Below are 25,711 nucleotides of genomic sequence, written 5' to 3'. Positions count from 1 at the left end.
AAGCCTGCAACTGTTCTTCCAGATGGTTACGTTTCCAAACGGTAAGAATCACTGTTACATCATCCAAAGTATACTCTTCCATTCGATTCTTTTCCATTTGTACCTATATATAAGCTGTTTTCTCTTTACAAATATGCTCAACCATATAATACCTGTGCGCATCGTCATAACTAAAACACACATTTTCGATCCAAGACGTCCGGTATTCCGGAATTTTATTCATTTTCAAGGCTAAGGAACTCCTGTCCACAATTGTTCCAGTAGAACTTTCCCACCCATCATCCAGAACCCGATACGCTCGGCAATATCGCTGATTCCCAACGGGCACACCTTCACGCATGATGAACGCCTGTCCACAAAGATACTGCACCAAATAACTACGCCCGAAATACTTCGTGACCATACGTTGGCATGAGGGAACACTGTCGGTAGATTCAAGTTGGTGGAAAAAAGGGAACAAAGGCCTCATAATCGAAAATATTAATCTTGAATTAACATAGGAGTACAAAGTATATTCCACAAGTACTTCATTTTAATTTTCAAGGCCTCTATTCTGTTTTGAGGTTTTTGCAAAATCAAATAATCAGACAGTGAAAGCAAATATTCACAACGTGTAGCCGCTTTTCTATAGTACTGTATAATCGCTTCATCAGCAGAACAAGCTACTGCTTGGTGCAACATTTGTAAATGGTAGTTCATATACACATGATCACTGATTTCATGTTCCACGCTACTGATAAAACGAATGCAAGAATCAAAGTCTATTGTTTTGGGAACTTGTGAATAATGATAGATAGTGGTAGCTTCCATTTTGGGACACATCCGGTACTTTTTACAATAACGAACAACAAAATCATAATCCTGATGCCGCAATAATGTTTCATCCCATAAAACGGCTTTAGCACTCACCGCGGTCATAAACAATGTCGATGTCTGAGCCGCATATCCATTAGATAACAAAAAATCAGCCCAACTTTCATCTGGTTGCAACGCACGTGTTGTCACTACATTATCGGTTTTTCCACGCAAAATAAGACTTCCATATATTCCATCCGCTTTTTCTTTCTGCAATACGTCCAACGAACAAGCCAAATGATTTTCTATCCATTCATCATCCGCATCCAACATGGCTATATAAGCTCCATAGCTATGAGCAATACCATAATTTCGCGCGGTATTGGCATTTTTATGCGGCAAACGATAACATCGTATACGCGAATCCTCGATTCTCCCAACCAATGCTAATCCATCATCTTCCGATCCATCATCTACTATGATGAGTTCCAAATTGGAATACGATTGGGACAATACAGAAAACACCGCCCTTTCAATCGTATGACAATTATTGTAAAAAGGCAGAATAACCGATATGCTATTGTTTTCTTTCATACACATTTTCAGAATGTTTTATTTTGAATCAGCAAACAAATAATTTATCAATGACTACAAATCCAAAATTACTCTTTTATAAACCGTTCATATTTTTCCCAGTTAGAACTTCTATAGCCTTTTCCTTCCTTCGGGATGTAAATAGCAGTTAAAGAAAGGCACATATCAAATACATCCTTACCAAATTTTTCAGGAGCATTAAAAGAAGCGAACTCTACTTTTTTCAATCGAGAGCAATTAGAAAAAGCCTTATCACCAATCAACTTTACTGATTTCGGGATAAGGACAGACTCCAATCTTGTATAAGAGAAAGCACTCTTTTCTATTGCCACAACAGATTCCGGAATATAAACGAACCGAACCCGGCTATGCGAGAAAACACCTGCATCAATCACTGCCAACGAAGATGGAATCTGTACAAAACGAACACCCGTCCCATAAAAAGCGGCCTTGCCCATACTTCCCAAATTTGCGTCTTCCGCGAAGGAGAGAGACCTTAATCTTTTACAATCCAAAAAGGCGAGACTACCTATCTTTTGTACAGAAGCCGGTATAAATACAGACCGGAGCGCCGCCTCGGCAAAAGCAAAACTCCCGATCTCCTCTAATTCAAATCCGGAAAACGTTACCGATTGTAATCGCCTGCAATAACTAAAAGCACGTTCTTCTATCACCCTGACCGATTCCGGTATTTCTACAGAGTCAAGAGCCGTAAGGGAAAAAACTCCTGCATTTATTCTTTTAAGGCCAATCCCTTGAGAAAATTTCAGCGATGAAAGGTGTCGGCATTCCAAAAAAGCAGCCTTCTTAATATTCCTGACCGAAGCCGGTATGGAAACAGAACCAAGCGGAGTTTGAGAGAACCCCCACTCTCCGATGATCTCCAAAACTCCTTTTTCCGGGAATATTACAGATGACAAACGCCCACATTCTCTAAATGCTGAGTTCCTGATCTCTTTCACAGATACAGGAATAGATACGGACTCCAATCCTGTCTCTCTAAAAGCGTGTGCTCCAATCACCTTCAAATTGGAATTAGCCGGAAAGCGAACACGCGACAAACGCTGGCATCTAAAAAATGCAGCACCTCCAATTGTTTCTAAAGAAACCGGAAGTTCAACCGATTGAAGACGTACCAGCTCTCGAAATGAATAAGTCGGGATATTCCGTATTCCCTCTGCTATTTCTATTTTCGTCACAGACAACTTCGTCTTAAGGTTTACATCTTTCCACTTTCCAAACCCTTCAGTTGTCAGAATCGTCAATTTCCCATCTGCCAATACATACCCTCTTTCTTCCGCCCTTGACAAACCCTTAGGCATCCACAACAAAAAGACCGTGGACAAATAGATCAACAAATTTGTAACTGTGCTTCTTCCCATAATCCCAACAAATCATTTTAAGTTTAACAATATCAAATCTTCGATTTTATACTGTTCCGGAAATATATATCCATTTATCAAAACAGTGGGAGTAGCTCTTAATTTACATTGCTTTATCCAATTCTGATGATTATTAAACTCTTCCTCTACAATATCATTTATCTGTAAATCATATTCCTTAAAAAAATTTTCCTTATGATTTTTCCCATCCTTAAACCAATCATCATAAATTACTTTACAGCCTTCTTTATCTCCCTTCATAAAAGCAGATATCAACATCTTGTTACTTATGTTCAAAGACTCTTTAAAAGAAGAAAAAACATACTGTACACAAAACTTATCTCCTGCTTGATGTAATAATTTTCCTATTTTTATATGCATGCGTGCACAAGGTTCACAATGCGGATTTGTCAAAACTGTTATTAAATTTTCAGCATGAACATTTCCAAATAAAATTCGGGAAGTAGAACGTACAACCTCATAATGTTGGTTTTGTCTTAACAAAGACATAAAAACATCTTCATTCAATTTGATTGCATTCATCTCATACACGACCTTTTGCTTGGAATAAGACTCTGTTAAAAGACCGACTAATTGACGAGTAATCAAAAATGGTACTCCATACAACAAAATTATCCACAAAGAAGAAATTGAAATAACAGGTAAACCATACAAACTTCCCGAAAATAGATTAAGAATAAAAACCAACCAAAAAATACACATCACAATCAGGCACATTGGACACCACTGTTTCACTCTGTAGCTTTGAAACCAGACACTCCATAATGTATAAGGCAGTGTAAAAACATGTATCCATGCACTATAAGGTATCCATTGAGGAAAAAACAAATATATTAACAATGTTGATACAAAATATCCAAAACCTATTTCACTCCAACTAAAAACTCCTAAAAATTTTGCAGCCTCTGATTCCAAAACATTATTGCAATCACTTTTTTTAAACAATGAGCACAATTTATCAGCATAATTACTTTGTATCTTCATTTGCTTTTGCAACAATAAAAAGCAAACACATATGCCAACCAATAGCAAACTAACAATGACACCCTTTAAATTATTGAATAAATCTGCATTTATAAAAGCAAGCAAACCTCCTGAAAACAACAGCACATACAATAATACAGATAAAATGCTATCAGAAATTTCCTTTTTCCTATTTTCAAGATAGTCAGGTTCAATAGAATTTTCATTAGCTTCCGCGACAAGCAATATGCCAGACCAAATTTCTTTAAATCGTTCAAAGTCTACTGTTATATTCTTATCATGCCACAAATAATCAACAACACCATTATAAATCTTTTTTACCAACACAAAATCATTACCTGCATGTGCTATAAATGGCGTTTCTATATCACAAATTTGTTTTTTGTCTTCAAGCCGGATGGCAATATTCTCAACCCCATACAACGTTAACATCTCAGACAAACCATATAAATTGTTTCGATGTGGATGTCCCATGTACAAATTCATAGCATTAGATGAAGTGTACTTCACTTTCAAACTTCTCAACAGCTCTATTAAAATATTAGTATCTTTCATGACCTTATCATAATTCCATAATCACCAAAACTGGATTACCGTCCTCATCGACTCCGGGAACGCCACCTTCCGATGCAACATCTGCACCTATTGAAAAAGCGACCGCGTTGCTGTCAATATATAAGGATCTCGTATTTATCCATGTTTTTTTACCATTAGGTAAACGGAATGGGATCCCGAATTTTCCTCCTTCATTTGAAAAACGCGATAGAATCCGATTGTTGGCTTTGTCCCATATTTCATCATATGATTTATTTTTAAACAGATAAGAGACTACATAATAGTTCGAAATCAAAGACAAACCCATTGCCTGGAGATAAGGAGAATCTCCGGCGAGCAACTCTTTTGCTTTTTCCGGTGGAAGTTTATATGCCCCTTTTTCCAATATGCAAATGGGGGATATCCCTCCTTTTGTCACAGTAAATACTGTATCTTCATCTGCATAATGAACAATGGCCTGATCACGATTCCGGCAATAATTAATTCGCCAAATCAAACATAGCCGTTCCATATCCGTCAAAGACATATCAAGTGGAAATATCCCTTTCTCGATATTGAATGTTTTGTCTGTCAGATATAATTTACATTCAGATCCACCATCAACCCCTTTGACTAAAGCATAATCCGAAGTGATCAAAAGCGGTGTATTAATTTTCTTTTCCGCAAATGAAATCTCCTGGATGAAATTTCCATCCAAATCATACATGATATATTTATTACGTTTTTGGTCATACACACACACCATACGGTTTTCCGGTTCAACGTGTACATATGTTAAATCAACATATTCCCCAGGACCTTGCCCTTTCTTGGAAAAAGAAGATATAATCTTTCCTTTCTTATCCACCCGAAAAACAGTACTCGTCTTATGATCTACCATGTAATGGAAATCTTTACCTATATACACTGGTCTGGCCAATGCCAACAAAACATTATCTGTTGTTGAAACAGGAAGATAACTCACTCGCTTTGCGACATTATTCCAAACAAAAGTGTCAGGTACAAAATATCCAATGGTTGCACCTAAATCAAGGACTGGTAATATAGTTTGTTTATCCATGATTAATTGACAACCACTCATCATTAATAAAATCACTACACATATTCCTAAAATACTGTTTTTCATAATACACTTTTTAAACTTAAACGATGCCAGGGGAAACTCCCCTGGCATCCTATACAATACAAATGGATAATTATTCACACGTTGCACCACTTCCATACCAATGTTCACAATCGCTACTGCTAGAACAAGAAGTAAATACCCATTCTCCATTGACATTACACCAACTGCCACGTCCACCTTTTATATCCTTCATTTCACAAGGATTCAGAACGTTTTGCTTACTTAGACGAATTTTAACCAACTTCTTCATAATAATTTATTATTATTTTAATCGCAAGATTATTATTGAGCTATCTCTGTACCAGCCTTGCGTAATCAGATACAAGATAGAATATATTGACATTAAAATATATGAAAGCAGCTTTGATACAATCTCCTGTTTATTTTCGGAGAGTACCTGTCACATTCCATATATTCAATGGATTCATTAAATTTTTCATTCTTAGACATATCATCTAAAAGTTTCAGGGTTGAGTCAATTAATCCTTTTTTAAATTGAACTATCGAATCTCGTTTTCCGATTGCTGCTATCTCCGCATTTTTATGGTTAAACATACATCGAATACCAAATCCATCAGAAGCCACAACCGGTAGTTTGTAAGCCATCATTTCCAACCCAACGTAACTACACTGCTCCGTGTAAGAAGGCAAAATACCGATATCTACTATTTGGTACCATTCTTTTAACTCATCACGTGAAATATAACCAGTTAAATGTATTTTCGTTATAATCGGATAACATTTTTCCAAAACATAGTTCCAATTAGGAACAGCTCCGATTATAACCAACATGCACGTCGGATATTTTTTTAATATTTCTTTAAAGGCCTCAATATATACCATAATACCTTTTTGTTCAATCACACGTCCTACATAAAGTATTATTTTTTCATCTTTCTTAAAAAACTTCTTCTTCCTAAATCTTTTTTTATCCACTTCAGAACAAAGAGTTTCCTGATAAAATATAAAATTATGAATTAATGTCAACTTTCTTTTATCTATAGGATAATGTTTTTCTAAAAGCTCATATGTATCTTCAGATAAACAGATTATTTTATCTGCATATTTACACATTTCTACTTCCTCTTCAAACGCTTTGATCAAATAAGAATATTTTTCTATAATGCTCTTATTTTCTTTTTGTCCCAATATTCGAATATACTTGTCAACATCCCCAAACAAACTCATTGTCCATACCATATCATGAATAACATAAATCTGTTTAGATAAAGGATAATATTTCCGAATCATTTTCATTAACATAGATCCCGGACTATAATTCATTAAAAACAAATTATCAGACGAGTCTGATATATATAAACGAAGTATTTTACAAATGACAGAAGAATGTCTTTGAATATGTTTATCAGGAAAATCCGGGAATTTAAAATATTTTATTCCATCTTTTTCATTAATACAAAAGGATTCTTCCTCTGAATTAAACATTAATAATGTGATTCGGACATTCATTTCAGACATACAAGCAACCAGTTGTTCGATATAAGTACCTATACCATTTATTGAAGAACTCATTGCTTCATTTATTATAAACAGATTCTTCATACTCACAATATTTTACTCAATAAACAACCACTAATCCCATCTTTTAAACCTAAAGGTTCTCTCATATATGAGGATTCACCAATGATAGTTCCATTCAATATTTTTTTCATAGAAAGAGGATATCGAACACAAAATTCAGAAACATCCTCCATTTTGAAAAAGGGATTTATACAAGACAAATCTTTTAGATAACAAGTATCAAACGGGAAATCATCTTTCTGCAAACCGTTTCTATTCAATCTCGCCGATATATAATAAAACAATCCTTCCGAGCCACTTTCCAACGAAGAATCATCCACTCGTAATAAATTTGTACGCATAATTTCACGATCGATTTCTTCACAAATTTCCTTTTCATCTCCCTCGACAAAACGATTTTGCAATAAATATTTTATTCCCCATCCTATACCACTCAAACCAATATCAAAACGAATTGGCATCCCTGTATGAATTTGATTCAACACATCATCTAATAATTCTTCTCCCATATCATTATATATGTCAGAAGATGTATATCGCGCATATTCATAGAAAAACAAGGCAATTCCCATCTTCCCATACAAAAGCCCTATATCCGAAACAAAAGGACTTTGCAATATCAAACGATGAACCATTTTTTGTTCTAAACTAAACTCATCCATAAGTCATCTAAAAAAATTAGAATTATCAACCACTAACAAACCATATTACTTCAACTCAAATTCTCCTATAAAAATATTCGAATCATATTTAATCTCTATCCTGAATGTACCTTCTCCTTCCACTATAGGAAATGAAATCACTTCAGGCGATTGATACTGGCATACGTTAACAAGATTCCCTTCCGCATCCAATATGGATACAGTTGTTTCTGCCGATAATTCAAAAAAAGACACATAGACTACACGATTATCCAACCAAGCACGGACAGGTAACAAACTCCGCAATTCATTACCATTATCAGTTTTCGTCCGCAATTCTATATCACGTGTATCCGTCACTTTAGCAGACAACATAACAGGAGAGACAAATGTCAATCCCCATACAATAATCAAAAAAAGGAAATAGTTCTTTTTCATAAAGCAGTCTGTTCTTAGAATTTCTACTACAAACTTAAAGCTCTCCTCCTATTAGATAACAGGAATAAATATGTTTTTCTATTCTTTTCATTAATAGCATTATATTCAATCTATTAAACATCATTTTTGCTCATTCAAAAGGTCCTGATTCCTGCTTTCAGAGATAAAAGCAGGAATCGCTAATACCATTTTTTCAGGATTTCGTCCAAAGAGTAAGCTGTAGATGTCGGAAAACACCGTTTCCGGATATCCGACTTTATCCGCCGGATCATATCTTCTCCCAAATTGAAAACAGTAGAAACTTTTGCGGTCTTCAATCCCAATTTGGTCAGGCAGACAATCCGGATTTCACGTTCGGCCAAATCAAAACTGCCGGTCAGATGTGTGAGAAAACCTGGATATACCTGGTTGAAATTTTCCATAAAGACTTTCCAATCCCGCTCTTTCCAAATGTCCAATACTAACCGGTTTTGAATACGGGATAAACAACTATTTTGACTGATCAATTCCTTCTGCCAAGCTTCATACATTTTACACAGAGAGCTATAGTCTTTCAGGTTTTCCAATTCCTGCTGCAATTTTGCTTCACTTTCCGAACGTAATGTATCTATTTCCGAACGTAACATTATCATTTCCTGTGTTGTTTTCTGTTGCTCGCTCGTCAGGATGCCTATCTGCTCTTTATATAACTTTTCATCTTTCGACATCGAACTTAACTGACTAAGCAATAAATTCTTTTGATTGATTAAAATGTCTTTTTCACGCAGTATTTGTTCTTTTTCTTCAACGGTTCTCTTGCTTCGGGTCTCGATCTCTTCCAACTGCCGTTCATATTCAGCTTGTCTTTTGCGATTATCTTCTTCCAGCATACGGACTCGTTCATTTCTTTCTCGCGCCAAATAGTCTTTTTCACGCAATATTTTTTCTTTTTCTTCAACGGTTCTCTTACTTCGGGTTTCGATCTCTTCCAACTGCTGTTCATATTCAGCTTGTTGTTTCCGGTTGTCTTCCTCCAGTACACGGACTTGTTCATTTCTCTCCCGCACTAAACGGTCTTTTTCCTCCTGGATTTGACTAAGCGATTGCTGAGCTGTTTCCAATCTCACATTATTCTCGCTCAGTTCTTTGTTTTTAATCGATAGTTGCCTCTTGTTTTCATTTAACATTTTCATTGTCTCCTGATTACGCAGTTTCTGCAAAGACAACTTCTTGTTAAAATAGAAATAGATAAATATTCCGACAACCAGACTCGCCAAAAACAGGACCACCCACATCAACTGCCGGATCTCAGCCTCCTGCATTTGCCTGTCATGCCGGTTCTGCATCCGCTCTTTGTTGTAGAGTGCTTTCACCCGTTCCAATTCGTGAGGACGATAAAGATGCTCAATGGAATCCCTTAACTGCAAATAGGTTTCATTATACACAAAGGCGGAATCATACTCCCGATTTTCTTTTGCCAATTGATATAACAAACGGTTGGCATTGCATTGAGTAAATAAATTTCCACTCTCCAATATCTTTCCAACATAAAACAGAGCGGAATCGGTCTGTCCCAACGCATGATAGATATCCCCCAGATTATAATACTCTGTATCCAAAAATTTCGGATTATCGGCATTACGAAATGCACCTTGATAATATTCCAATGCCGTGACATATTCTCCCCGAACTTCACTAATATTACCAAGAGAAGTAAGAATCATTCCTTTTTGCGTTTGGACATGCCCCTCGTCAGCCAATTTCAATGCTTTCTCATAATAGATTGACGCACTGTCAAGCAAATTCATCCCCTGCAAACATTTTCCGACATTACATAATGTATTGACCATACCTGCCGTATCAGAACTATATACATATGCCTGATGGGCTTCTTTATAATAAACAAGACTTTCCCGATGATTCATATTTCTCCAATATAAACCGCCCAAATGGTTATTTATACGGGCACGTAAATCATAATCAATCGTTTGAGTCACTTGTTCCTTCGCCCTCAGATAGGCTTCCAAGGCCTCTCCTTCCAAATCAAGATCCGACAGCACCCGCCCCTGGCAATAATAAGCCTGCGCCTTCCGATGCGGGTCCTTCCGTTTCTCAAAATACCGCACCGCCACATTGATCACCGAATCCGACGTATGTTCCACATAATTCTTATCCCGCGCTTGCGTGACCAGCAAACACCAGGTGGCATAGTCTTCCGCGGAAAGCTTTTCCAGAGAGCGGACGGATTCCAACAAGATCAACGAACTGTCCGGACGATTCGGCATGAGCGTTTCCGCCTTCTGCAAAAGAGAGTCGACATAGTGAGGCTGCCGGCACGCGCCCTGAACTAAGATCAACAATAGGAATATAGGCGATATAAGTTTTTTCATCAGACTGAGTTTGTTTTACATATTGCAATATTACTAATATTTGCCCGCATTCCCTTCTTATTTTGCCGACAATATCAACCCGCAACTACACACCTCTCGATATTACGGATCTCTTCCTGCTCCAAACGGTTCAAATCGTAATGGCAACTTCCATGCCTCCTTATTGTCAAAATCTCCGAAAAAGCCATTGGTTCAAATCGAAACTACTACCGCATCCAATTTGATTTTATACCCCATATAATCCAAATTACACGCAAGGATAATATTTTTTAACAAACAACATATTCCATATATACATAATAATCACAGATTTACGAAATGACTCTATTTCAGGAGGGGATATTGTCAATTTTTAGTACAACCTTAGAGCCATCTCCTGTAAACCATAAACAATATCATTTGTCATGAAAAAAACATATTTCCTGTCATTTTAATTCATTTCAAGCTATTTTCCTAACACACGCTTTGCTTGCTTTCCTCCTTTCAGCCTTAAAACGACACGATTCCGCAGGGCCTTCCCGAAATCATCTAAATGATTTTTCAAATGATCTGAATGGTTTTGGAAAACTATTCAGACAATCGGAACAAACGATCAGGATAAAAATAGAAAATCATTTAGATGATTTTAGGGAAGGGTGCGGGACAAGGCATAAAACGGTCGTCAAGAGACTGCAAAAAGCCTCCAAAAAGCAATTTTAACAGCTAAAAGCCCTGTTGGAAAGATCGGTTGACGGTTGACGGTTTGACCGTATTTTCATCCTTCCACCCGACACCTTCCACCAATCGCACCGCACAACTTCACCCTTTCGGGAACAAAAAAAGAGATTTCCGGAGAAAAGAAGAGCAAAATGTCAATTCCAAACTGCTCTTCCTTCCCCTATTTGTAATCATCAGGATAAACGTACGGATATAAGCGGACCTACGAGTGGCAACTCTAACAAATTGTCAATCGTAGGTCCGCTATTTACAGATATGCTAATTTGCCAACGGAAAAAGACGAGCGATCGTGTTCCTGCCACCAACAAGATTCAACTGCTGCCCGCCCCAGACAAACGTTCCGCTCAGCGAAGCCGGTAAAACGATATGGCCGGAAAGTCCTTTGCCGTTTTTCTTCAAACTGACCTCGATAAGCCCTGCCGGGTGAGGGATCTTTCCTTCTATCTGGTTCAACGATCCTAAATGAGGGGCGATGCGGACCGAACGGAATCCCGGTTCTGCCGGCTCCACGCCACAGACCGTTGCCAGGAAGTCATAGACAGGGCTTGCACTCCAGGCATGGCAGTCCGAACGGGTCGGTTCGGGGTTCTCGGCAAAGGTGGTCAAGCCCATTGCCAGCATATCCTGCCAGGGTTTGAGCATCTCCGTGTATCGATCGGCCAAACCGACCTTTTTCAAGGCACGGAACAGGTAAAAGCGATAGTAGAAGGTAGCCTGGATCAGAGAAGGATCCGTATTCAGTTTATCGAACAACGCCTGCTGCTTCTCATGCGGGACGGCATCCGAAAGGATTCCCATGATATTGGCATGTTGGCTGTAGCTCGTACCTTCCAAATCATCCGCAAGCAACTGTTTTCCTTCGTCCCAGCATTTATCCCAGGTATTGCGGCACAACGAGCGATAGACTGCTTCATAACGGGCGGCCAGATCCGCTTCTCCAAACGTTTTCAACAACTCGACGGCATCTTTCAGTGTATAGGCCAATTGAAGGGAGAGGATCGAAGAACCTCCGCTGATAGCCGCCTTATGTGTTCCGCCCAAAGGCTGGTTATTGTTCCAGGGCCACTGTTTCGGCCAGTCGATAAAGTTCCAGTGAGGGACCGGTCCCAGCAGGCCGGTTTTCGGATCGATCTTGCCTGCAAACCACTCCAAGACACTCTTTACGCCCGGCATACATGCCTTTACAAATGCAGGCTCATCCCTGTACATCCAGTAATCGTGCACCATATTGATCCAATATAAGGAGAAAGGCGGGATGTATTGCGGAACCCGGCTCGGATAACGGCTGGTCGTAATTCCTTCATACGAACGGGAATAGTCGAACATCCTGATCGCCTTGCGCATCAACCGGTCGTCACCGTCCACATACAGGGAAATCAATGCCTGGATACGCGTATCTCCCACATATTGGAGCTGTTCGTAATAGGGACAATCGTAATAGGTTTCATTGGCACACAGCCGGGCTGTACGCCAACCGGCTTCCCATATCTTTTGCAGTTCCGGGAGATTGCTGCTGAAACTGCCGTTCTCTTTAAACGGATAGGCGGTGTACATGCCATAGAGGTCCGACAAAGTTAGCGGTTCCTCCTTCGTCTCGATCTCCATTTGCAGATACCGGTACGTCCGGAACCATAGCGGGCGGAACAGCCGGTTGCTTCCGCCGTCCGGATAAAACTTATCCGTGAAGCCTCCTATTTCGCGCCCTTCTATCTCGTTCCGGTTACCTTTCTGTCCATCCTTGTAGAGCGCCTCACCGTAGCGCATCCTGATCTCGCTGCCTTTCCCTCCCGACACTCTCAGTTCGGGATAAGCATTTGTCAGATAAGACTGGTCGATCAGCAACGTCACTTTCCGGTTCGCCGGGACCACCAGCGGGGCATTCCCCTCCAGGAAAGCGGACGATGCGGGCATTCCTTCCGAACGCCGGATCGTTTTCATCCGGAGCAACGTATCTTCCATCAAAGGAATATCGCGCCGGCACAACACCCAGTCATAGCCTGTCCCGGCTCCATAAGGCTGTCCGCGTCCCAACCGGACGGCGTTTTTCCATGAACCGTCGTCATATCCCTCCGTTTCCCATCCCCACGGATATAAAGAGGCGTTTACGATGTCGGCACACCCGACATCCTGACGGTTCTCGACAGACGGCTCATAGGCGGGATTCCGGTAAACTTTCCAGTCCGGCCCGGTATTCACAAGGGCTTCCAGGGCTGTATTCCCTTGTACGATCAGCCCGGTTTTCAATGTCATCTGCGCTCCGGGGGTATAGGGACCGGCATTCCAGACAATAGCGGCAAGCGTATTCTCGCCTGCTTTCAGTAAAGATGCAATATCCACTGTCTCAAAATACCAATGATTCAAGTCCCCGCGTGCCGGACCGTAGCAGACAGGCGTTCCATTCACAAAAAGCCTGTAGCGGTTATCCGCCGAAACATTAACCACGAACGATTCCGGTTGCCTGTCCAGTTTGAAATTCTTACGGAAATGATAAACGCCATAATCATAAAGAGAAACATCCGGACAGGAAATCCAGTCGGCATCCCATTTGCCGGTCAATAACGAGGGAGCAGGAACAACTTGTCGCACACTCTTGTTTTCTACGGCAGAACATAAAGCTGTACACCAGAAAACGATTGCTAATAAATAGTAGTATTTCATATTGTTAATTATTAAAGTTCCAAAAGAATAGAGAGTAAGAGACAATAATACTTCATAACATTAAGATCAACTGAGTTTCCATGATATCCAATGCACAAATATATGGATATACCATCGTCCGCCATTTACAAATTTGGGAATTAATCATGCAGAAATGATACAAGAAGAAAGATTTCCCGCCATAAAATCAAAAAGGGCCGGAACTTTCATTCCGACCCTTTCGTTCTGTAAGTTGTCTCACGGGGATTCGAACCTCGACAGACAGAACCAAAAACTGTAGTGCTACCATTACACCATGAGACAATCCGGCGCTTTATCTAAAGCGATGCAAAGGTAAGAATAAAATCTTACCTTGCAAGCATTTTTGTATGAAATTCTTATTTTACGATCAGTAAATAGTAGTTCTTCTTACCTCTCTGAACCAACAAATATTTCTCATCCAACAGGGAAGAACAGTCGATAACCATATCCTGATCCGTCAGTTTTTCCTTGTTCACACTGATGCCGCCACTCTGTACCAGTTTGCGCATTTCACCTTTTGACGGGAAAATAGCGGCTTTTTCAGTGAACAGGTCGATAGCCTTGACACCGCCACTCAACTCTTCGCGGGAAACTTCGAACTGGGGAACACCGTTGAACACATCCAACAATGTCTGTTCGTCCAAATGTCTCAATGCTTCCGACGTAGAGTTTCCGAACAGGATGTTGGAAGCCTCGACGGCTGCATCGTAATCTTCCTGGGAATGGACCATGACCGTCACTTCCTTTGCCAAACGTTTCTGCAACGGACGGAGATGCGGCGCTTCTTCCTGTTCCTTGATCAGGGCATCGATTTCATCCTTAGGCAGATCGGTAAAGATCTTGATATATTTGGCAGCATCGGCATCGCTCACATTCAGCCAGAACTGGTAGAACTTGTAAGGGGAGGTATAGCGGCGATCCAACCAGACGTTGCCGGACTCGGTCTTGCCGAACTTGCCACCGTCGGCCTTCGTGATCAACGGGCAGGTCAAAGCAAAAGCCTCACCGCCCAACTTGCGGCGGATCAGTTCCGTTCCGGTCGTGATGTTCCCCCACTGGTCGGTTCCCCCCATCTGCAGGCGGCAACCTTCGTGTTCATACAGATACATATAATCGTATCCCTGGAGCAACTGGTAAGAGAATTCCGTAAACGACATGCCGACGGAAGATTCGCGGCTCAGGCGTTTTTTAACGGATTCTTTAGCCATCATATAGTTAACAGTGATATGCTTGCCGATATCACGGATAAAATTCAGGAAAGAATAATCCTTCATCCAGTCGTAATTGTTTACCAACTTGGCAGCATTAGGCGCGTCCGAATCGAAATCCAAGAACTTGGACAACTGCTTCTTAATGCTATCCTGGTTATGACGAAGCGTCGCTTCATCGAGCAGGTTACGTTCCGCCGACTTCATTGAAGGGTCTCCGATCATACCGGTAGCTCCGCCGACCAGAGCAATAGGACGGTGTCCTGCACGTTGGAGATGTTTCAGCATCATAACCGATACCAGGTGACCGATATGTAATGAGTCAGCCGTCGGGTCAATACCTACATAAGCAGAAGTCATCTCTTTTTGCAACTGTTCTTCTGTTCCGGGCATCATATCAGCAATCATGCCCCTCCATGTTAATTCTTCAACAAAATTCATCGTTTTAGATTATAGTATTAATTGAATGTCGGCAAAGGTACGACTTTATAATTGAAAATGGAGAATTGAGAATTGAAAATTAGGGTATAACAGTGATTTAAGGGAGATGGAGGATGTCGTGGGCGTTTCGGGCGATCTGAGTGGCGAACTGCTCCAACGGAAGATCCAGGGAGGCCGAAAGGTTCCGGTAAACGGTGCGGATATCGATTTCACGGTCGTCCGTTTCGGCAAATAAACGGCCGGGCCATGCCTCGCGTACGGCATCGGGATTGAAGCGCTCGCCAAAAGAGAGATAAAAGCCCTGCCGGATAAGTTGTCCGGCTAATGTGGCATTACCACGAAAACCGTGTATAATCCAGGGCACACGGGGCTTTAGTCCCTTTTTCAAGGCGATCAGCTCGTCCCAGGCTTTCACGCAATGAATGATCAAAAAGATACCGGCGTTTTCGGCAAGAGATACCGACGCCTTGAAGATTTCCTGCTGACGGTCCATCGGAGCTTCCGCACCTTTATCCAGGCCCGTTTCGCCAATGGCCACTACATTCGGAAATGACGCCTGCCGTTCCAGTTCGGCAAGCTGTTCTTCTACACTATATATATACCAGGGATGTATGCCGACAGAACGGTACCGGCCTGTTCCCGTGTCTGGCGCCGGGACGATACGGTTGACGACCGCAACATCTTCGGGATGAACGGGCAAATGGTGGGTATGTATGTCGTAATAGACCATTTACGGTACAGGATCATATCCGCTTCCTCCCCAGGGATGGCAGCGAAGAATACGTTTGACAGCTAAATACAATCCTTTCACCGGACCATGTTTTTTGAGAGCCTGCACGGCATATTCGGAACAAGTAGGCGTGTACCTGCATGATGCCGGCGTCATAGGAGAGATGCAATATTTATAGAAATAGACCGGCAACAACAGAAGGAAAGTGAAAAAACGCTTTATCATGCTTTGTCGCGAAGTAGGTTCAATGCTTTTGTCATAGCTTTTTCCATATCGGCAAAAGGATGGATTTCCTTGTCCAAATAGAGGAAAGCAACCAACATACGTTTGTTTTTTTCCGTCAGCGGATCGATCAGGTCATATTTACGTACCCGGTAGGCTTCACGGACCTGACGTTTGATCAGATTCCGTTTTACGGCACGTCTGAATTTCTTTTTGGGGACACTCACCAGGATAGATACCGGAGCCAATGTCTCCTCTTCCACCGGCAAATAAACGACCCGCAGTGGAAACGCCACAAACGATTGCCCTTTTGCAAACAGCAGGTCAATGTAACGTTTCCACGACAGGCGCTCTTCTTTTGAAAGGGTGTACCTTCTATTTACCATTCTTTTTATTACTACCCATCTCTTTTTTCAGATATAATTCCAGGGCAGCCGTCATGGACGGAGCTTCGGGAGTCGGTGCTTCCACATCCAGGCGCAAACCGGCTTCTTTCACCGCCTTGGCCGTTGTCGGGCCGAAACATCCGATCTTTATATCTTCCTGTTTGAAATTCGGGAAGTTCTTCAGCAGAGAAGAAATTCCCGAAGGGCTGAAAAATACCAGCATATCATAGTCGAACTTCTCGTCTTTCGAGAAATCATTGCTTACGGTGCGGTACATAACAGCTTTCGAAAAAGAAATCTTCTTCGCTTCCAACATAGTCAACAAATCATCTTTATGCACGTCGGAAACGGGCACAAGATATTTTTCTTTTGCATGCTTGCCGATAACGGTAACCAGATCATCCAGCTTCCCGGTCTGTCCAAAAAAGATCTTACGCTTTCTATACACAATATATTTTTGCAAATATACAGCAATGGCTTCAGTCATACAGAAATACTTCATCGTTTCGGGAATGGCAACACGCAGTTCCTCACACAGGTGGAAGAAATGATCGATCGCCGTACGAGCCGTAAAAACAACAGCCGTATGATCCAAAATAGAAATTTTCTGCTGTCTGAACTCCTTAGATGTAAGAGGTTCTACTTTAATGAATGGGCGGAAGTCAATCTCAACTCCATACTTCTCTGCAATGTCGAAATACGGGGACTTCTCGGATGCAGGCTTCGGTTGTGATACCAGCAACTTTTTGATGTTCAATGCCATAGAGTACTTGTCTCGATAAAGTTATACAAATAAACCATACCTTCGTACAAAAATACCAGAGGTAAAATTTCTTGGCCGCAAAGGTACAAACTTATATACAATAAACCAGTGCTTTTCTTGTGAAATATCCGTATTGTCTTATAAATTATTACAAAACGACACAAAATATAGAGAATACAAAACATTGTTATCGGTATAGTTACGTGTGTCCCGACAAACACCAACCACAACACCGGGACGTATAAAGAGACTCCCCAAATCCCCATAATGGCATTATAACTCGTCTTCCATAATTTATATTTATCGGGGTCGGCAAACACGCCGCCCAAGAGGTAATAGCCACATTGTTTAAACTGATAAAACAGGAATAAGACGCAGAAAACCGTTCCGATCGCCGATAAAACCGCCTGCCACTCCACATAATTCAGAAATCCGTATATCCTGCCGATCGCAATCAAGGCGATACTTGAAAGGAATAATGCCTGGAATGTCATAAAATTGCGGAAGAAGAAAACGCTCTTCCCCACCACATCGTCAAAAAGGTTCTGCCTCTCCTTCAACAGGAAAGCATCTTTCAACATTTTCACAAACAACTGGAAATTGGCTCTGAACACAAAGGAAAAGACAATAAACAGGAACAACAGCAGGGAGAAGATCACATCATCCACCAACTGTCCGTCCCACAAGCGAATGCCCACATATCCTTCAAATATATTCATGTTCCCTGCGTATTACAGGTGCAAAGATAATCAAAAAAGAAAGGCAAGCTTACCCGACAAGCTTGCCTTCTCAAACAATCAACCGTTATGAATAACGATCTTAGAAACTATCTTAAATATTATAATACTGTTCCCAGCCTTTACGCGGCATTTCGCCGACCAGCATCTGGTTCATAACCGGATCGTTCACGATCTGCTTCGTATCGCGGTCGAACACGATCTTGCGGTTCATGCGCTGCGCCAATACGCCGAGGCAGAATACCTGGCTCAACGGACCTGCGATAGAGAACGGAGAACGGGTCTTTTCCTTGCCTTGGCAAGCCAACAGGAAGTTTGCATAGTGGTTGGACGGGCTCTTCTGGTATTCCGGCAATTTCGGATTCATATCCTTAGCTACCTGATCAGGGATCACTGACAAAGTGCTGCCATGAGAACCGCCTTTGAATGTCAGAGTCTTCGTATAGATTTCCTTACCCGGGTTCAGTTTAGCCAACTGAAGTTTGCCACCGGCAACCGTCGGGATATTCGGATCGACATCGGAAGAACCGTAGTTTTCAGGAACAGGAGGAATATTATCCAAACCGTCATACCAGGTAATATCGACAGCCGGCATCTCTTTTCTTTCCGGGAATCTGAACAGGATGCGGGAAGACATCGGGAAGAAGAACGGATTGTGATCTTTCAGATACAACGGGTTTACTTCCGTCGGCAGGCCGAGATCCAGGAATTCGTGGGCAGTGTCGATGATGTGGGCTCCCCAGTCGCCCAACGCGCCCATACCGAAATCGTACCAGCAACGCCACTGTCCCAAATGGTAATCGTGATTATATTCGTGGAACGGACGAACGCCCAACCAAGTGTCCCAATCCAATGTTTCAGGAACCGGTTCGCCCATCGGCATGTGCGTGATGTTCGGGTTCCAGTTATGCCAGCGGCGCGGAGAGTTCATGTGAGCCGTGATAGCGGTAACGTCTTTGATCAGGCCGGCTTCTTTCCATGCCTTGAACTGGAAGTAGTTGGCTTCGGAGTGCCCTTGGTTACCCATCTGGGTAACGACACCGAATTTCTTTTCGGCACGCATCATCACTTCGATTTCCTGGAAGGTGCGGGCCATCGGTTTTTCTACATATACGTGTTTTCCATGAGCCATCGCCTCGATCGTGATCGGGAAATGCGCGTGGTCAGGCACACCGACTGTTACGGCGTCGATCTTGTCAGCCATCTGGTCGAACATCTGACGGAAATCCTGGAAACGCGGAACTTTCGGGAACATGGAAATAAGTTTCTGAGTATGAGGAGCCCCCATATCTACATCACAAAGTGCAACGACTTCGCACAAACCGGTTTTGTACAGTTCCTGCGCGATCTCGCCTCCACGGTTACCGATACCGATAAAAGCGATTCTCACTTTTTCATTGGCACTGACAAAAGGAACACCCGGCATGGCATTGGCCTTGGACGGAATCCAGAAAGAAGGAATTGCTGCCGCAGCTGAAAGGGCGGCTGCCCGTTTCAGGAACGAGCGACGTGAAATATCTTCAGATTTCATGGTAAATATATTAGATAAATTATTAATGTTTGCGTGCACATAACAACTTCACAAAAGTAGATATTTTTTTCTTACACAAAAACTTTCTCAAGGATTTTTACAAGCAAAAAGAAAGAAAGGCACGTTTGTCATTTTGTAACAAAAACTATATACATTTGTTCTATTAAAAATGAAAACAAAAAAGATATGAAGATCAGACAGATTCTATCCATCGGATACCTCCTTTGGATACTTGCCGCCTTCCGCTTGGCAGCGCAGCAACCGGAGATACAACCCCTGCCCATAGACCCGAAAGTGAGATACGGACAGCTCGACAACGGGTTAACCTATTACATCCGCCACAACGCACAACCGAAAGACCGCGCGGATTTCTTTATCGCCCAGAATGTCGGGTCGATCCTGGAAGAGGAGAACCAGCGCGGACTGGCCCATTTCCTCGAACACATGGCGTTCGACGGGACCAAGAACTTCCCCGGACACGGCATGGATGAATTTACCGAGAGCATCGGGATGCGCGGAGGCGAGAACTTCAACGCTTATACAAGTTTCGACGAAACGGTTTACATGATCATGAACGCTCCGGTCACCCGCGAGAGCGTCGTCGACTCCTGCCTGCTGATCCTGCACGACTGGTCGGGCTTCATCACGCTCGCAGATACGGCCATCGAAAAGGAACGGGGCGTGATCCGGGAGGAATGGCGTACGCGGCAGGATGCCCAGGCGCGTATCTGGGAACAGCAGCTGCCGAAAATGTTCCCGGACAACAAATATGCACACCGGATGCCGATCGGAACGATCGACGTGATCAATAATTTCAAGCCGGAGGAGCTCCGGGCTTATTATAAGAAATGGTATCGTCCCGACCTGCAGGCTATTATCATTGTAGGGGATATAGAGGTAGACAAGGTGGAAGCGGCCGTAAAACGTATCTTTGCCGATATCCCGGCTCCGGCAAATCCGGCCGCGCGGGAATATACGGAGGTGGCGGACAATGACAAACCGCTTGTTTCCATCGCCACGGACAAGGAGGCTTCCAATATGATCCTTTCCATATTCTATAAGCACGACAAGATGCCGAAAGAGCTGTATGCCACCGCCGCGGGGTTGATGAAGGACTACATGGAAAATGTCGTCGAAACGATGATAAACGAACGCTTTGCCGAGATGATGCAAAAAGCGGATCCTCCTTTTGTCGCCGCCCAGGCTTCGGACGGCGATTTCATGATCGCCAAGACAAAAGGCGCTTTCACGGTTGCCGCCCTGGTAAAGGAAGGCGAGATAAACAAGGCGCTCGACGCGCTTGTGACGGAGACGGAACGGGTGAAACGGTACGGATTCACGGCATCCGAATACGACCGTGCCCGTATCAATGTCCTGAAACAATACGAATCGCTCTTCAACGACCGCGACAAACAAAAGAACCGCTCCTATACAAACGAATATGTCCGCCACTTTACGGACGGCGGCTATATTCCGGGTATCGAAACGGAATACCAGCTGATCAGCCAGATCGCACCGCAAATACCGGTCGAACAAGTGAACCAATACGCCCAGAGCTTGATCGGCGACAAGAACATCGTAATCGGCCTCACCGGCCCTGACAAGACAGGCATGAAATATCCGACCGAGGCCCAATTACTGGAAGACTTCATCAAGGCGCAGCAATTACCGGTCGAACCCTATCAAGAAACAGTTTCCAACGAACCGCTGATCCCGCAGCTGCCCGCTCCGGGAAAGATCAGGGAGATGAAGACGGATCCGCTGTTCGGTGCGACAGTCCTGACACTCGGCAACGGCATCAAGGTAGTACTGAAACATACGGACTTCAAGAAAGACGAAATCCTGATGACGGCCACCAGTCCCGGCGGCAGCACCTTGTTCGGAGCGAAAGATATCGACAATCTGAAAGTATTCAACGATGTCATTACGCTTGGCGGAGTCGGCAATTTCCCGGCAACCGATCTGAACAAGGTATTGGCAGGGAAGAAAGTCTCCTGCTCTCCTTCCATCGGCCTGAATACGGAAAATGTAAACGGTTATGCCGCTCCTACCGACCTGAAGACCTTGTTCGAACTGGTTTATCTCTATTTCACGGCGCCGCGTATGGATGAAGAGGCTTATGCTTCCTTTGAAAACCGTATGATCGCGCAGTTGAAAAACCTGGAACTGAACCCGATGGTGGCGTTCAGCGACACGCTGACAAAGGCGATTTACAACAATAACCCGCGTGCCGCCCGCATCACGGCCGGCGATTTCAAGCAGATCAGCTACCCGCGCATCATGGAGATGTACAAAGAACGGTTTGCCGACGCTTCGGACTTTGTCTTTACGTTCGTCGGAAATATCGACACAGACAGCATCCGTCCTTTTGTGGAACAATACCTGGCGACGCTCCCGTCCAAAGGACGCGTCGAGAAAGCCAACCCCGCCGAAGTACCGGCTATCCGCAAGGGCGAATACACGAATATCTTCAAACGCGCCCTGGAAACACCGAAGGCGTCGGTTGTCGACTTCTGGTCCGGCAAGATGGAATATAACCTCGAAAACATCCTCACCGCCACTATGTTGAAGCAGATTCTGGATCTGATCTACATGGAAAAGGTACGCGAGGACGAAGGCGGAACTTATGGCGTGCAGACTTCCGCACAGATATCTTCCTTCCCGGAAGGACAAACATTCCTGCAGGCCTATTTCGATACGGACCCTGCCAAACGGGAAAAGATGAACGCTATCGTCCGCACGGAACTGGATAACATCGTCCAATCCGGACCGCGCGAAGAAGATTTCAAGAAGAGCCGGGACAATATCCTGAAACGCCACGCAGAGAACCTGCAGGAGAATGCTTACTGGCTGACGACTTTGGATAATTATTACTTCCGCGGGTTCAACGGCGAGACGACATACGAAGAAACGATAAAAGGCATCACACCAGCCAAAATACAAGCATTCGCCAAGAAATTGTTAGGGCAGGGCAACCGGATCGAGGTGGTGATGGAGCCATGACGTCTACAAGTGACATGAGCATTTTGTCGTTGTTATCCCGATTGATATGAAATATCGGGTATTCCAATATCACTTTAGTAGTGCAAATAAAGAAAACAATCATATTCAATTTTCTAATTATGAGTATGATTGTTTTCTTATCTATATGTAACTAACGACTTACAGAAATTTTTTTCGAGCCGATTTTTTGTCCAGTATTATCCATTATATGAATGAAATATATACCATTGGTTAAGTTTAAAGTACTAATGGAAATCATATTACTATCCATCTTGACTTTTTTCTTTATTGCTCCCATTTGATCGTAAATGAAAATATTATACAAGTTTTTCATCCTTGTGTTTATAACATCCTCTTTTAATTCTATCAGGATCAGTCCGGAAGCGTTATCATACGTCATTGTATAAGAATTACTGTTCGATTCAAGTGAAATATATTCATTTATAGAACCACTTGTAAAACAAAGTTCGAATATTTCACTTTCCGGCGTGCAAGTCACTTCATAACTTCCATCCGAAAGTGTCCTCATGATACATGGACCTTGCCCCGACCATACAGTGCAACTTAAATTAGTCTTATTTGATTTAAACCGTATAAGTACTTCTTGATTCCGACATACCTTATACGCACCACCCCAACTGTAAAACTTTATTCCAGAATATCCAACTTGCTGACAATTTGATTGATATATTGTTCCGTTAACATTAAAACTGTTAGCACTTGCAGACAATCCTTCAATGTTCATTACCCCCGTATTTTCGGGATCAAGCCAATCTTTAAGACGACGTTCAGCAATGTTGCCGTTATCCCATGAAACATGGAATTTTCCATATTCAGAATATACATTATCAGGTGAATTACAATCTGCATAATATGGCATTCCAAATAACTGTCCAATGATTCTATGTCCATTTGATGTTAAAAGCGGAGAACCTGAAGAACCGAATTCTGTAACACCGTAACCATTGGATGTTTGCTGCCAATAAACACCCCAAAAAGAACTATTATAAGATTCAGGAATCATATTATGCGTTGATATTTTTTTTATATCAAACATTGGATGATGTATGCATACACCTCCACTTCCTGGATTAGAAGTCCTATCCCAACCTAAATAATAGGTATCATACCCAGATAATAACTTTGGGTCTTCCGCTAATAATAACAACGCAAAGTCTGTATTCGAGTTATTAGCCAGAACAGTTGCTCCAACTGTTGACCTTTTCACAGGTTCATTACCACCGCTACATGAGGAACTTTCATAGTTCCAATAAAAAATATACTGATCTAAGTTAGGAGAAGAAACAGCATCATACACTTTATAATAGCCATCACCTGTTCTTCTGTCGATTGTTAAACAATGATTTGCAGTCAATAATAATGGACGACCGTCACGTGCCATAGTATTTATTAACGCACCAGAACATCCCGAACGACCATCTGCCAAAATCATAGTAACAGCTCTTTTTTCCGTTTGCCAATTTGCACCTTCTGAACAATTAATATTAACTTCACAGTTTCCGGATTGGCCAAAACCTGCATTTTGTGGAGTGTTTAGTGTTACATTTTTGTAACCATGTAAAACTGCTTCAATTGAAATTATTGCAGATTCTACTACTTCTGCTGGCTGGTAATATTCTAAAATAATCCGATCACTATTTATTAAATCAGTTATAAATCCTCTGACATTAATAGAATCCCCTTTGTTGTTTATGGAAGTAAAAGCACCCATGTATTGCTTTCTATCTTTGCTATACAAAAATAGGCTTGCCCCTTCGGGAATCCAAAATTTATCATACAACAAATGAATGGATAGTGCTCCTGGAGAATATATTTCCATTTGCCACAACTTGTCACCATTTTCCAATATTCTCCAGTTACCGGAATTATTCATATCCCTATTAACAGGTATTGGATAGGCAAAACGTGGTGCTAAGCCATTTTTATTATCAATAGAATCTTCTATACTTAGTTCTAATTCTGTTTTTGGGAGTAATACTTCATACGATTCTATAGTAACAATATTCCTTTGTTGTAGAAGATACTGGTTTTCACTCCTAAATGAATAAGGTAGCTCATTTGTGCTAAGTTGCGCATTTACGGATATGAAACTCAGACAAATGATTAATATAATAATATATTTTAATACTTTCATTTTATTTCAACTTTTTTTGATTGATATTGTAAATAGCTATTATCCCCATAATACAATTTCAAGTCATTGTCCAAATCTGTATATATATAGGATGTAATTTTATGGAACAGCTTCATATACATCTCCTCGAATTCCATAACATTAGGTTCCAAACTTGCTACCTGAGTCATGGAGTATTCCATAGAGATTTTACCAGTTGAAGGATTTATCTTGAATGTACCCTTTATTTGATTTGCACCGACACGGCCTTCAAATTTTTTATTATCTTCAAAAATCAAATATGCGGACATGTAATTCCCGGGAGTTGCCAGTTTTTCTCCATTTTCAATGATTGCACTCAATTGCCATTGCAGTTCTGTTTCAATCGGAATCTCCTTTTGAGGAGGAGTTTCCGAATCGCTGTCACAAGCGATACAGAGAGCCAAACAAAATAACAGAGATATTTTTATCAGTAATTTCAAACTTATATTTGCCATCGTTTTATTATAATTACAAGTTAATAAATCAAATAGAAAAGTCAAAAGGCAACAATAGATCAACTCCTTTCATTTATTGCTGTTTTACATGTCGGATTACAAAATTTAAATCCATATCCTGCATAAAAGCAAGGCATCAAGTACAAATACATACACTCTCATTTGTATTCGTTAGGAACGGGGCAAATACATAGTTAAAAGATCTCGAACTTCGGT

General features: G+C 41.9%; 20 protein-coding genes. 1 reads left to right on the top strand and 19 read right to left on the bottom strand.

Annotated features, from left to right (window positions below):
• Positions 1-231 precede the first annotated feature (231 nt).
• From RDN79_RS08670 to RDN79_RS08590, 17 genes are all read right to left on the bottom strand, one after another.
• Positions 232-438 carry a hypothetical protein gene (locus RDN79_RS08670; protein WP_298548263.1) on the bottom strand — a complete coding sequence of 69 codons (207 nt, stop codon included), beginning with the start codon at positions 436-438 and terminating at the stop codon, positions 232-234.
• 42 nt (positions 439-480) lie between these two features.
• The gene (locus RDN79_RS08665) at positions 481-1,389 is read right to left on the bottom strand and encodes a glycosyltransferase family 2 protein (RefSeq protein ID WP_298548261.1); all 909 of its coding nucleotides are present in this window, start codon (positions 1,387-1,389) and stop codon (positions 481-483) included.
• Between the two features lie 68 nt (positions 1,390-1,457).
• Positions 1,458-2,771, bottom strand: coding sequence for a leucine-rich repeat domain-containing protein (locus RDN79_RS08660; protein ID WP_298548259.1), 1,314 nt, complete (start codon positions 2,769-2,771; stop codon positions 1,458-1,460).
• 12 nt (positions 2,772-2,783) lie between these two features.
• Positions 2,784-4,331 (bottom strand): vitamin K epoxide reductase family protein, encoded by a 1,548-nt coding sequence (locus RDN79_RS08655; RefSeq protein ID WP_298548256.1) that lies wholly within the window; start codon positions 4,329-4,331, stop codon positions 2,784-2,786.
• 7 nt (positions 4,332-4,338) lie between these two features.
• Positions 4,339-5,628, bottom strand: coding sequence for a 6-bladed beta-propeller (locus RDN79_RS08650; protein WP_298548253.1), 1,290 nt, complete (start codon positions 5,626-5,628; stop codon positions 4,339-4,341).
• 171 nt (positions 5,629-5,799) lie between these two features.
• The gene (locus RDN79_RS08645; protein ID WP_298548251.1) at positions 5,800-7,020 is read right to left on the bottom strand and encodes a glycosyltransferase; all 1,221 of its coding nucleotides are present in this window, start codon (positions 7,018-7,020) and stop codon (positions 5,800-5,802) included.
• A 2-nt stretch (positions 7,021-7,022) separates the two neighbouring features.
• Complete coding sequence (locus RDN79_RS08640; RefSeq protein ID WP_298548248.1) at positions 7,023-7,661, bottom strand: hypothetical protein; 639 nt, start codon at positions 7,659-7,661, stop codon at positions 7,023-7,025.
• 45 nt (positions 7,662-7,706) lie between these two features.
• Positions 7,707-8,078, bottom strand: a complete 372-nt coding sequence (locus tag RDN79_RS08635; protein WP_298548246.1) for a DUF3244 domain-containing protein — start codon at positions 8,076-8,078, stop codon at positions 7,707-7,709.
• Positions 8,079-8,257: 179 nt separating this feature from the next.
• Positions 8,258-10,447 (bottom strand): tetratricopeptide repeat protein, encoded by a 2,190-nt coding sequence (locus RDN79_RS08630; protein ID WP_298548243.1) that lies wholly within the window; start codon positions 10,445-10,447, stop codon positions 8,258-8,260.
• Between the two features lie 975 nt (positions 10,448-11,422).
• Complete coding sequence (locus RDN79_RS08625; RefSeq protein WP_298548241.1) at positions 11,423-13,822, bottom strand: family 78 glycoside hydrolase catalytic domain; 2,400 nt, start codon at positions 13,820-13,822, stop codon at positions 11,423-11,425.
• A gap of 377 nt (positions 13,823-14,199) precedes the next feature.
• Positions 14,200-15,492, bottom strand: a complete 1,293-nt coding sequence (tyrS, locus tag RDN79_RS08620) for a tyrosine--tRNA ligase (RefSeq protein ID WP_298548238.1) — start codon at positions 15,490-15,492, stop codon at positions 14,200-14,202.
• A 97-nt stretch (positions 15,493-15,589) separates the two neighbouring features.
• Complete coding sequence (locus RDN79_RS08615; RefSeq protein ID WP_298548236.1) at positions 15,590-16,222, bottom strand: TatD family hydrolase; 633 nt, start codon at positions 16,220-16,222, stop codon at positions 15,590-15,592.
• Positions 16,223-16,444, bottom strand: a complete 222-nt coding sequence (gene yidD / locus RDN79_RS08610; protein ID WP_036723952.1) for a membrane protein insertion efficiency factor YidD — start codon at positions 16,442-16,444, stop codon at positions 16,223-16,225. It abuts the gene before it with no gap.
• A complete protein-coding gene (gene rnpA / locus RDN79_RS08605) occupies positions 16,444-16,830 on the bottom strand; it encodes a ribonuclease P protein component (RefSeq protein ID WP_298548234.1) in 387 nt (128 codons plus the stop codon). Before rnpA ends, yidD begins: the two co-directional genes overlap by 1 nt.
• Positions 16,820-17,587, bottom strand: a complete 768-nt coding sequence (locus tag RDN79_RS08600; protein WP_298548267.1) for a uroporphyrinogen-III synthase — start codon at positions 17,585-17,587, stop codon at positions 16,820-16,822. Before RDN79_RS08600 ends, rnpA begins: the two co-directional genes overlap by 11 nt.
• The gene (locus RDN79_RS08595; protein WP_298548231.1) at positions 17,584-18,312 is read right to left on the bottom strand and encodes a DUF4271 domain-containing protein; all 729 of its coding nucleotides are present in this window, start codon (positions 18,310-18,312) and stop codon (positions 17,584-17,586) included. Before RDN79_RS08595 ends, RDN79_RS08600 begins: the two co-directional genes overlap by 4 nt.
• Positions 18,313-18,424: 112 nt before the next feature.
• Positions 18,425-19,861, bottom strand: coding sequence for a Gfo/Idh/MocA family oxidoreductase (locus tag RDN79_RS08590; RefSeq protein ID WP_298548228.1), 1,437 nt, complete (start codon positions 19,859-19,861; stop codon positions 18,425-18,427).
• A 186-nt stretch (positions 19,862-20,047) separates the two neighbouring features.
• On the opposite strand from RDN79_RS08590, the gene RDN79_RS08585 reads away from it, so the two are divergent.
• A complete protein-coding gene (locus RDN79_RS08585) occupies positions 20,048-22,864 on the top strand; it encodes a pitrilysin family protein (RefSeq protein WP_298548225.1) in 2,817 nt (938 codons plus the stop codon).
• A 151-nt stretch (positions 22,865-23,015) separates the two neighbouring features.
• Here RDN79_RS08585 and RDN79_RS08580 read toward each other — a convergent pair whose 3' ends face one another.
• Both RDN79_RS08580 and RDN79_RS08575 read right to left on the bottom strand, forming a co-directional pair.
• The gene (locus tag RDN79_RS08580; protein WP_298548223.1) at positions 23,016-25,019 is read right to left on the bottom strand and encodes a hypothetical protein; all 2,004 of its coding nucleotides are present in this window, start codon (positions 25,017-25,019) and stop codon (positions 23,016-23,018) included.
• Entirely contained in the window at positions 25,016-25,495 is a 480-nt protein-coding gene (locus tag RDN79_RS08575; protein WP_298548221.1) for an META domain-containing protein, read from the bottom strand. Before RDN79_RS08575 ends, RDN79_RS08580 begins: the two co-directional genes overlap by 4 nt.
• Between the last annotated feature and the right edge of the window lie 216 nt (positions 25,496-25,711).

Origin of the sequence: uncultured Parabacteroides sp., assembly GCF_902493135.1 — a bacterium.
Lineage (GTDB): Bacteria > Bacteroidota > Bacteroidia > Bacteroidales > Tannerellaceae > Parabacteroides.
The sequence above is the reverse complement of the archived record's forward strand: the minus strand, read 5'-3'. Positions and strand labels throughout refer to the sequence as shown.

Bases quoted from the DNA above. Each gene is read 5' to 3' on its own strand.
- RDN79_RS08615 (WP_298548236.1), bottom strand. From the start codon at position 16,222: ATGGTCTATTACGACATACATACCCACCATTTGCCCGTTCATCCCGAA.
- RDN79_RS08660 (WP_298548259.1), bottom strand. From the start codon at position 2,771: ATGGGAAGAAGCACAGTTACAAATTTGTTGATCTATTTGTCCACGGTC.
- RDN79_RS08635 (WP_298548246.1), bottom strand. From the start codon at position 8,078: ATGAAAAAGAACTATTTCCTTTTTTTGATTATTGTATGGGGATTGACA.
- tyrS (WP_298548238.1), bottom strand. From the start codon at position 15,492: ATGAATTTTGTTGAAGAATTAACATGGAGGGGCATGATTGCTGATATG.
- RDN79_RS08580 (WP_298548223.1), bottom strand. From the start codon at position 25,019: ATGAAAGTATTAAAATATATTATTATATTAATCATTTGTCTGAGTTTC.
- RDN79_RS08630 (WP_298548243.1), bottom strand. From the start codon at position 10,447: ATGAAAAAACTTATATCGCCTATATTCCTATTGTTGATCTTAGTTCAG.
- RDN79_RS08575 (WP_298548221.1), bottom strand. From the start codon at position 25,495: ATGGCAAATATAAGTTTGAAATTACTGATAAAAATATCTCTGTTATTT.
- RDN79_RS08585 (WP_298548225.1), top strand. From the start codon at position 20,048: ATGAAGATCAGACAGATTCTATCCATCGGATACCTCCTTTGGATACTT.
- RDN79_RS08595 (WP_298548231.1), bottom strand. From the start codon at position 18,312: ATGAATATATTTGAAGGATATGTGGGCATTCGCTTGTGGGACGGACAG.
- rnpA (WP_298548234.1), bottom strand. From the start codon at position 16,830: ATGGTAAATAGAAGGTACACCCTTTCAAAAGAAGAGCGCCTGTCGTGG.
- RDN79_RS08625 (WP_298548241.1), bottom strand. From the start codon at position 13,822: ATGAAATACTACTATTTATTAGCAATCGTTTTCTGGTGTACAGCTTTA.
- RDN79_RS08645 (WP_298548251.1), bottom strand. From the start codon at position 7,020: ATGAAGAATCTGTTTATAATAAATGAAGCAATGAGTTCTTCAATAAAT.
- RDN79_RS08655 (WP_298548256.1), bottom strand. From the start codon at position 4,331: ATGAAAGATACTAATATTTTAATAGAGCTGTTGAGAAGTTTGAAAGTG.
- RDN79_RS08665 (WP_298548261.1), bottom strand. From the start codon at position 1,389: ATGAAAGAAAACAATAGCATATCGGTTATTCTGCCTTTTTACAATAAT.
- RDN79_RS08590 (WP_298548228.1), bottom strand. From the start codon at position 19,861: ATGAAATCTGAAGATATTTCACGTCGCTCGTTCCTGAAACGGGCAGCC.
- RDN79_RS08640 (WP_298548248.1), bottom strand. From the start codon at position 7,661: ATGGATGAGTTTAGTTTAGAACAAAAAATGGTTCATCGTTTGATATTG.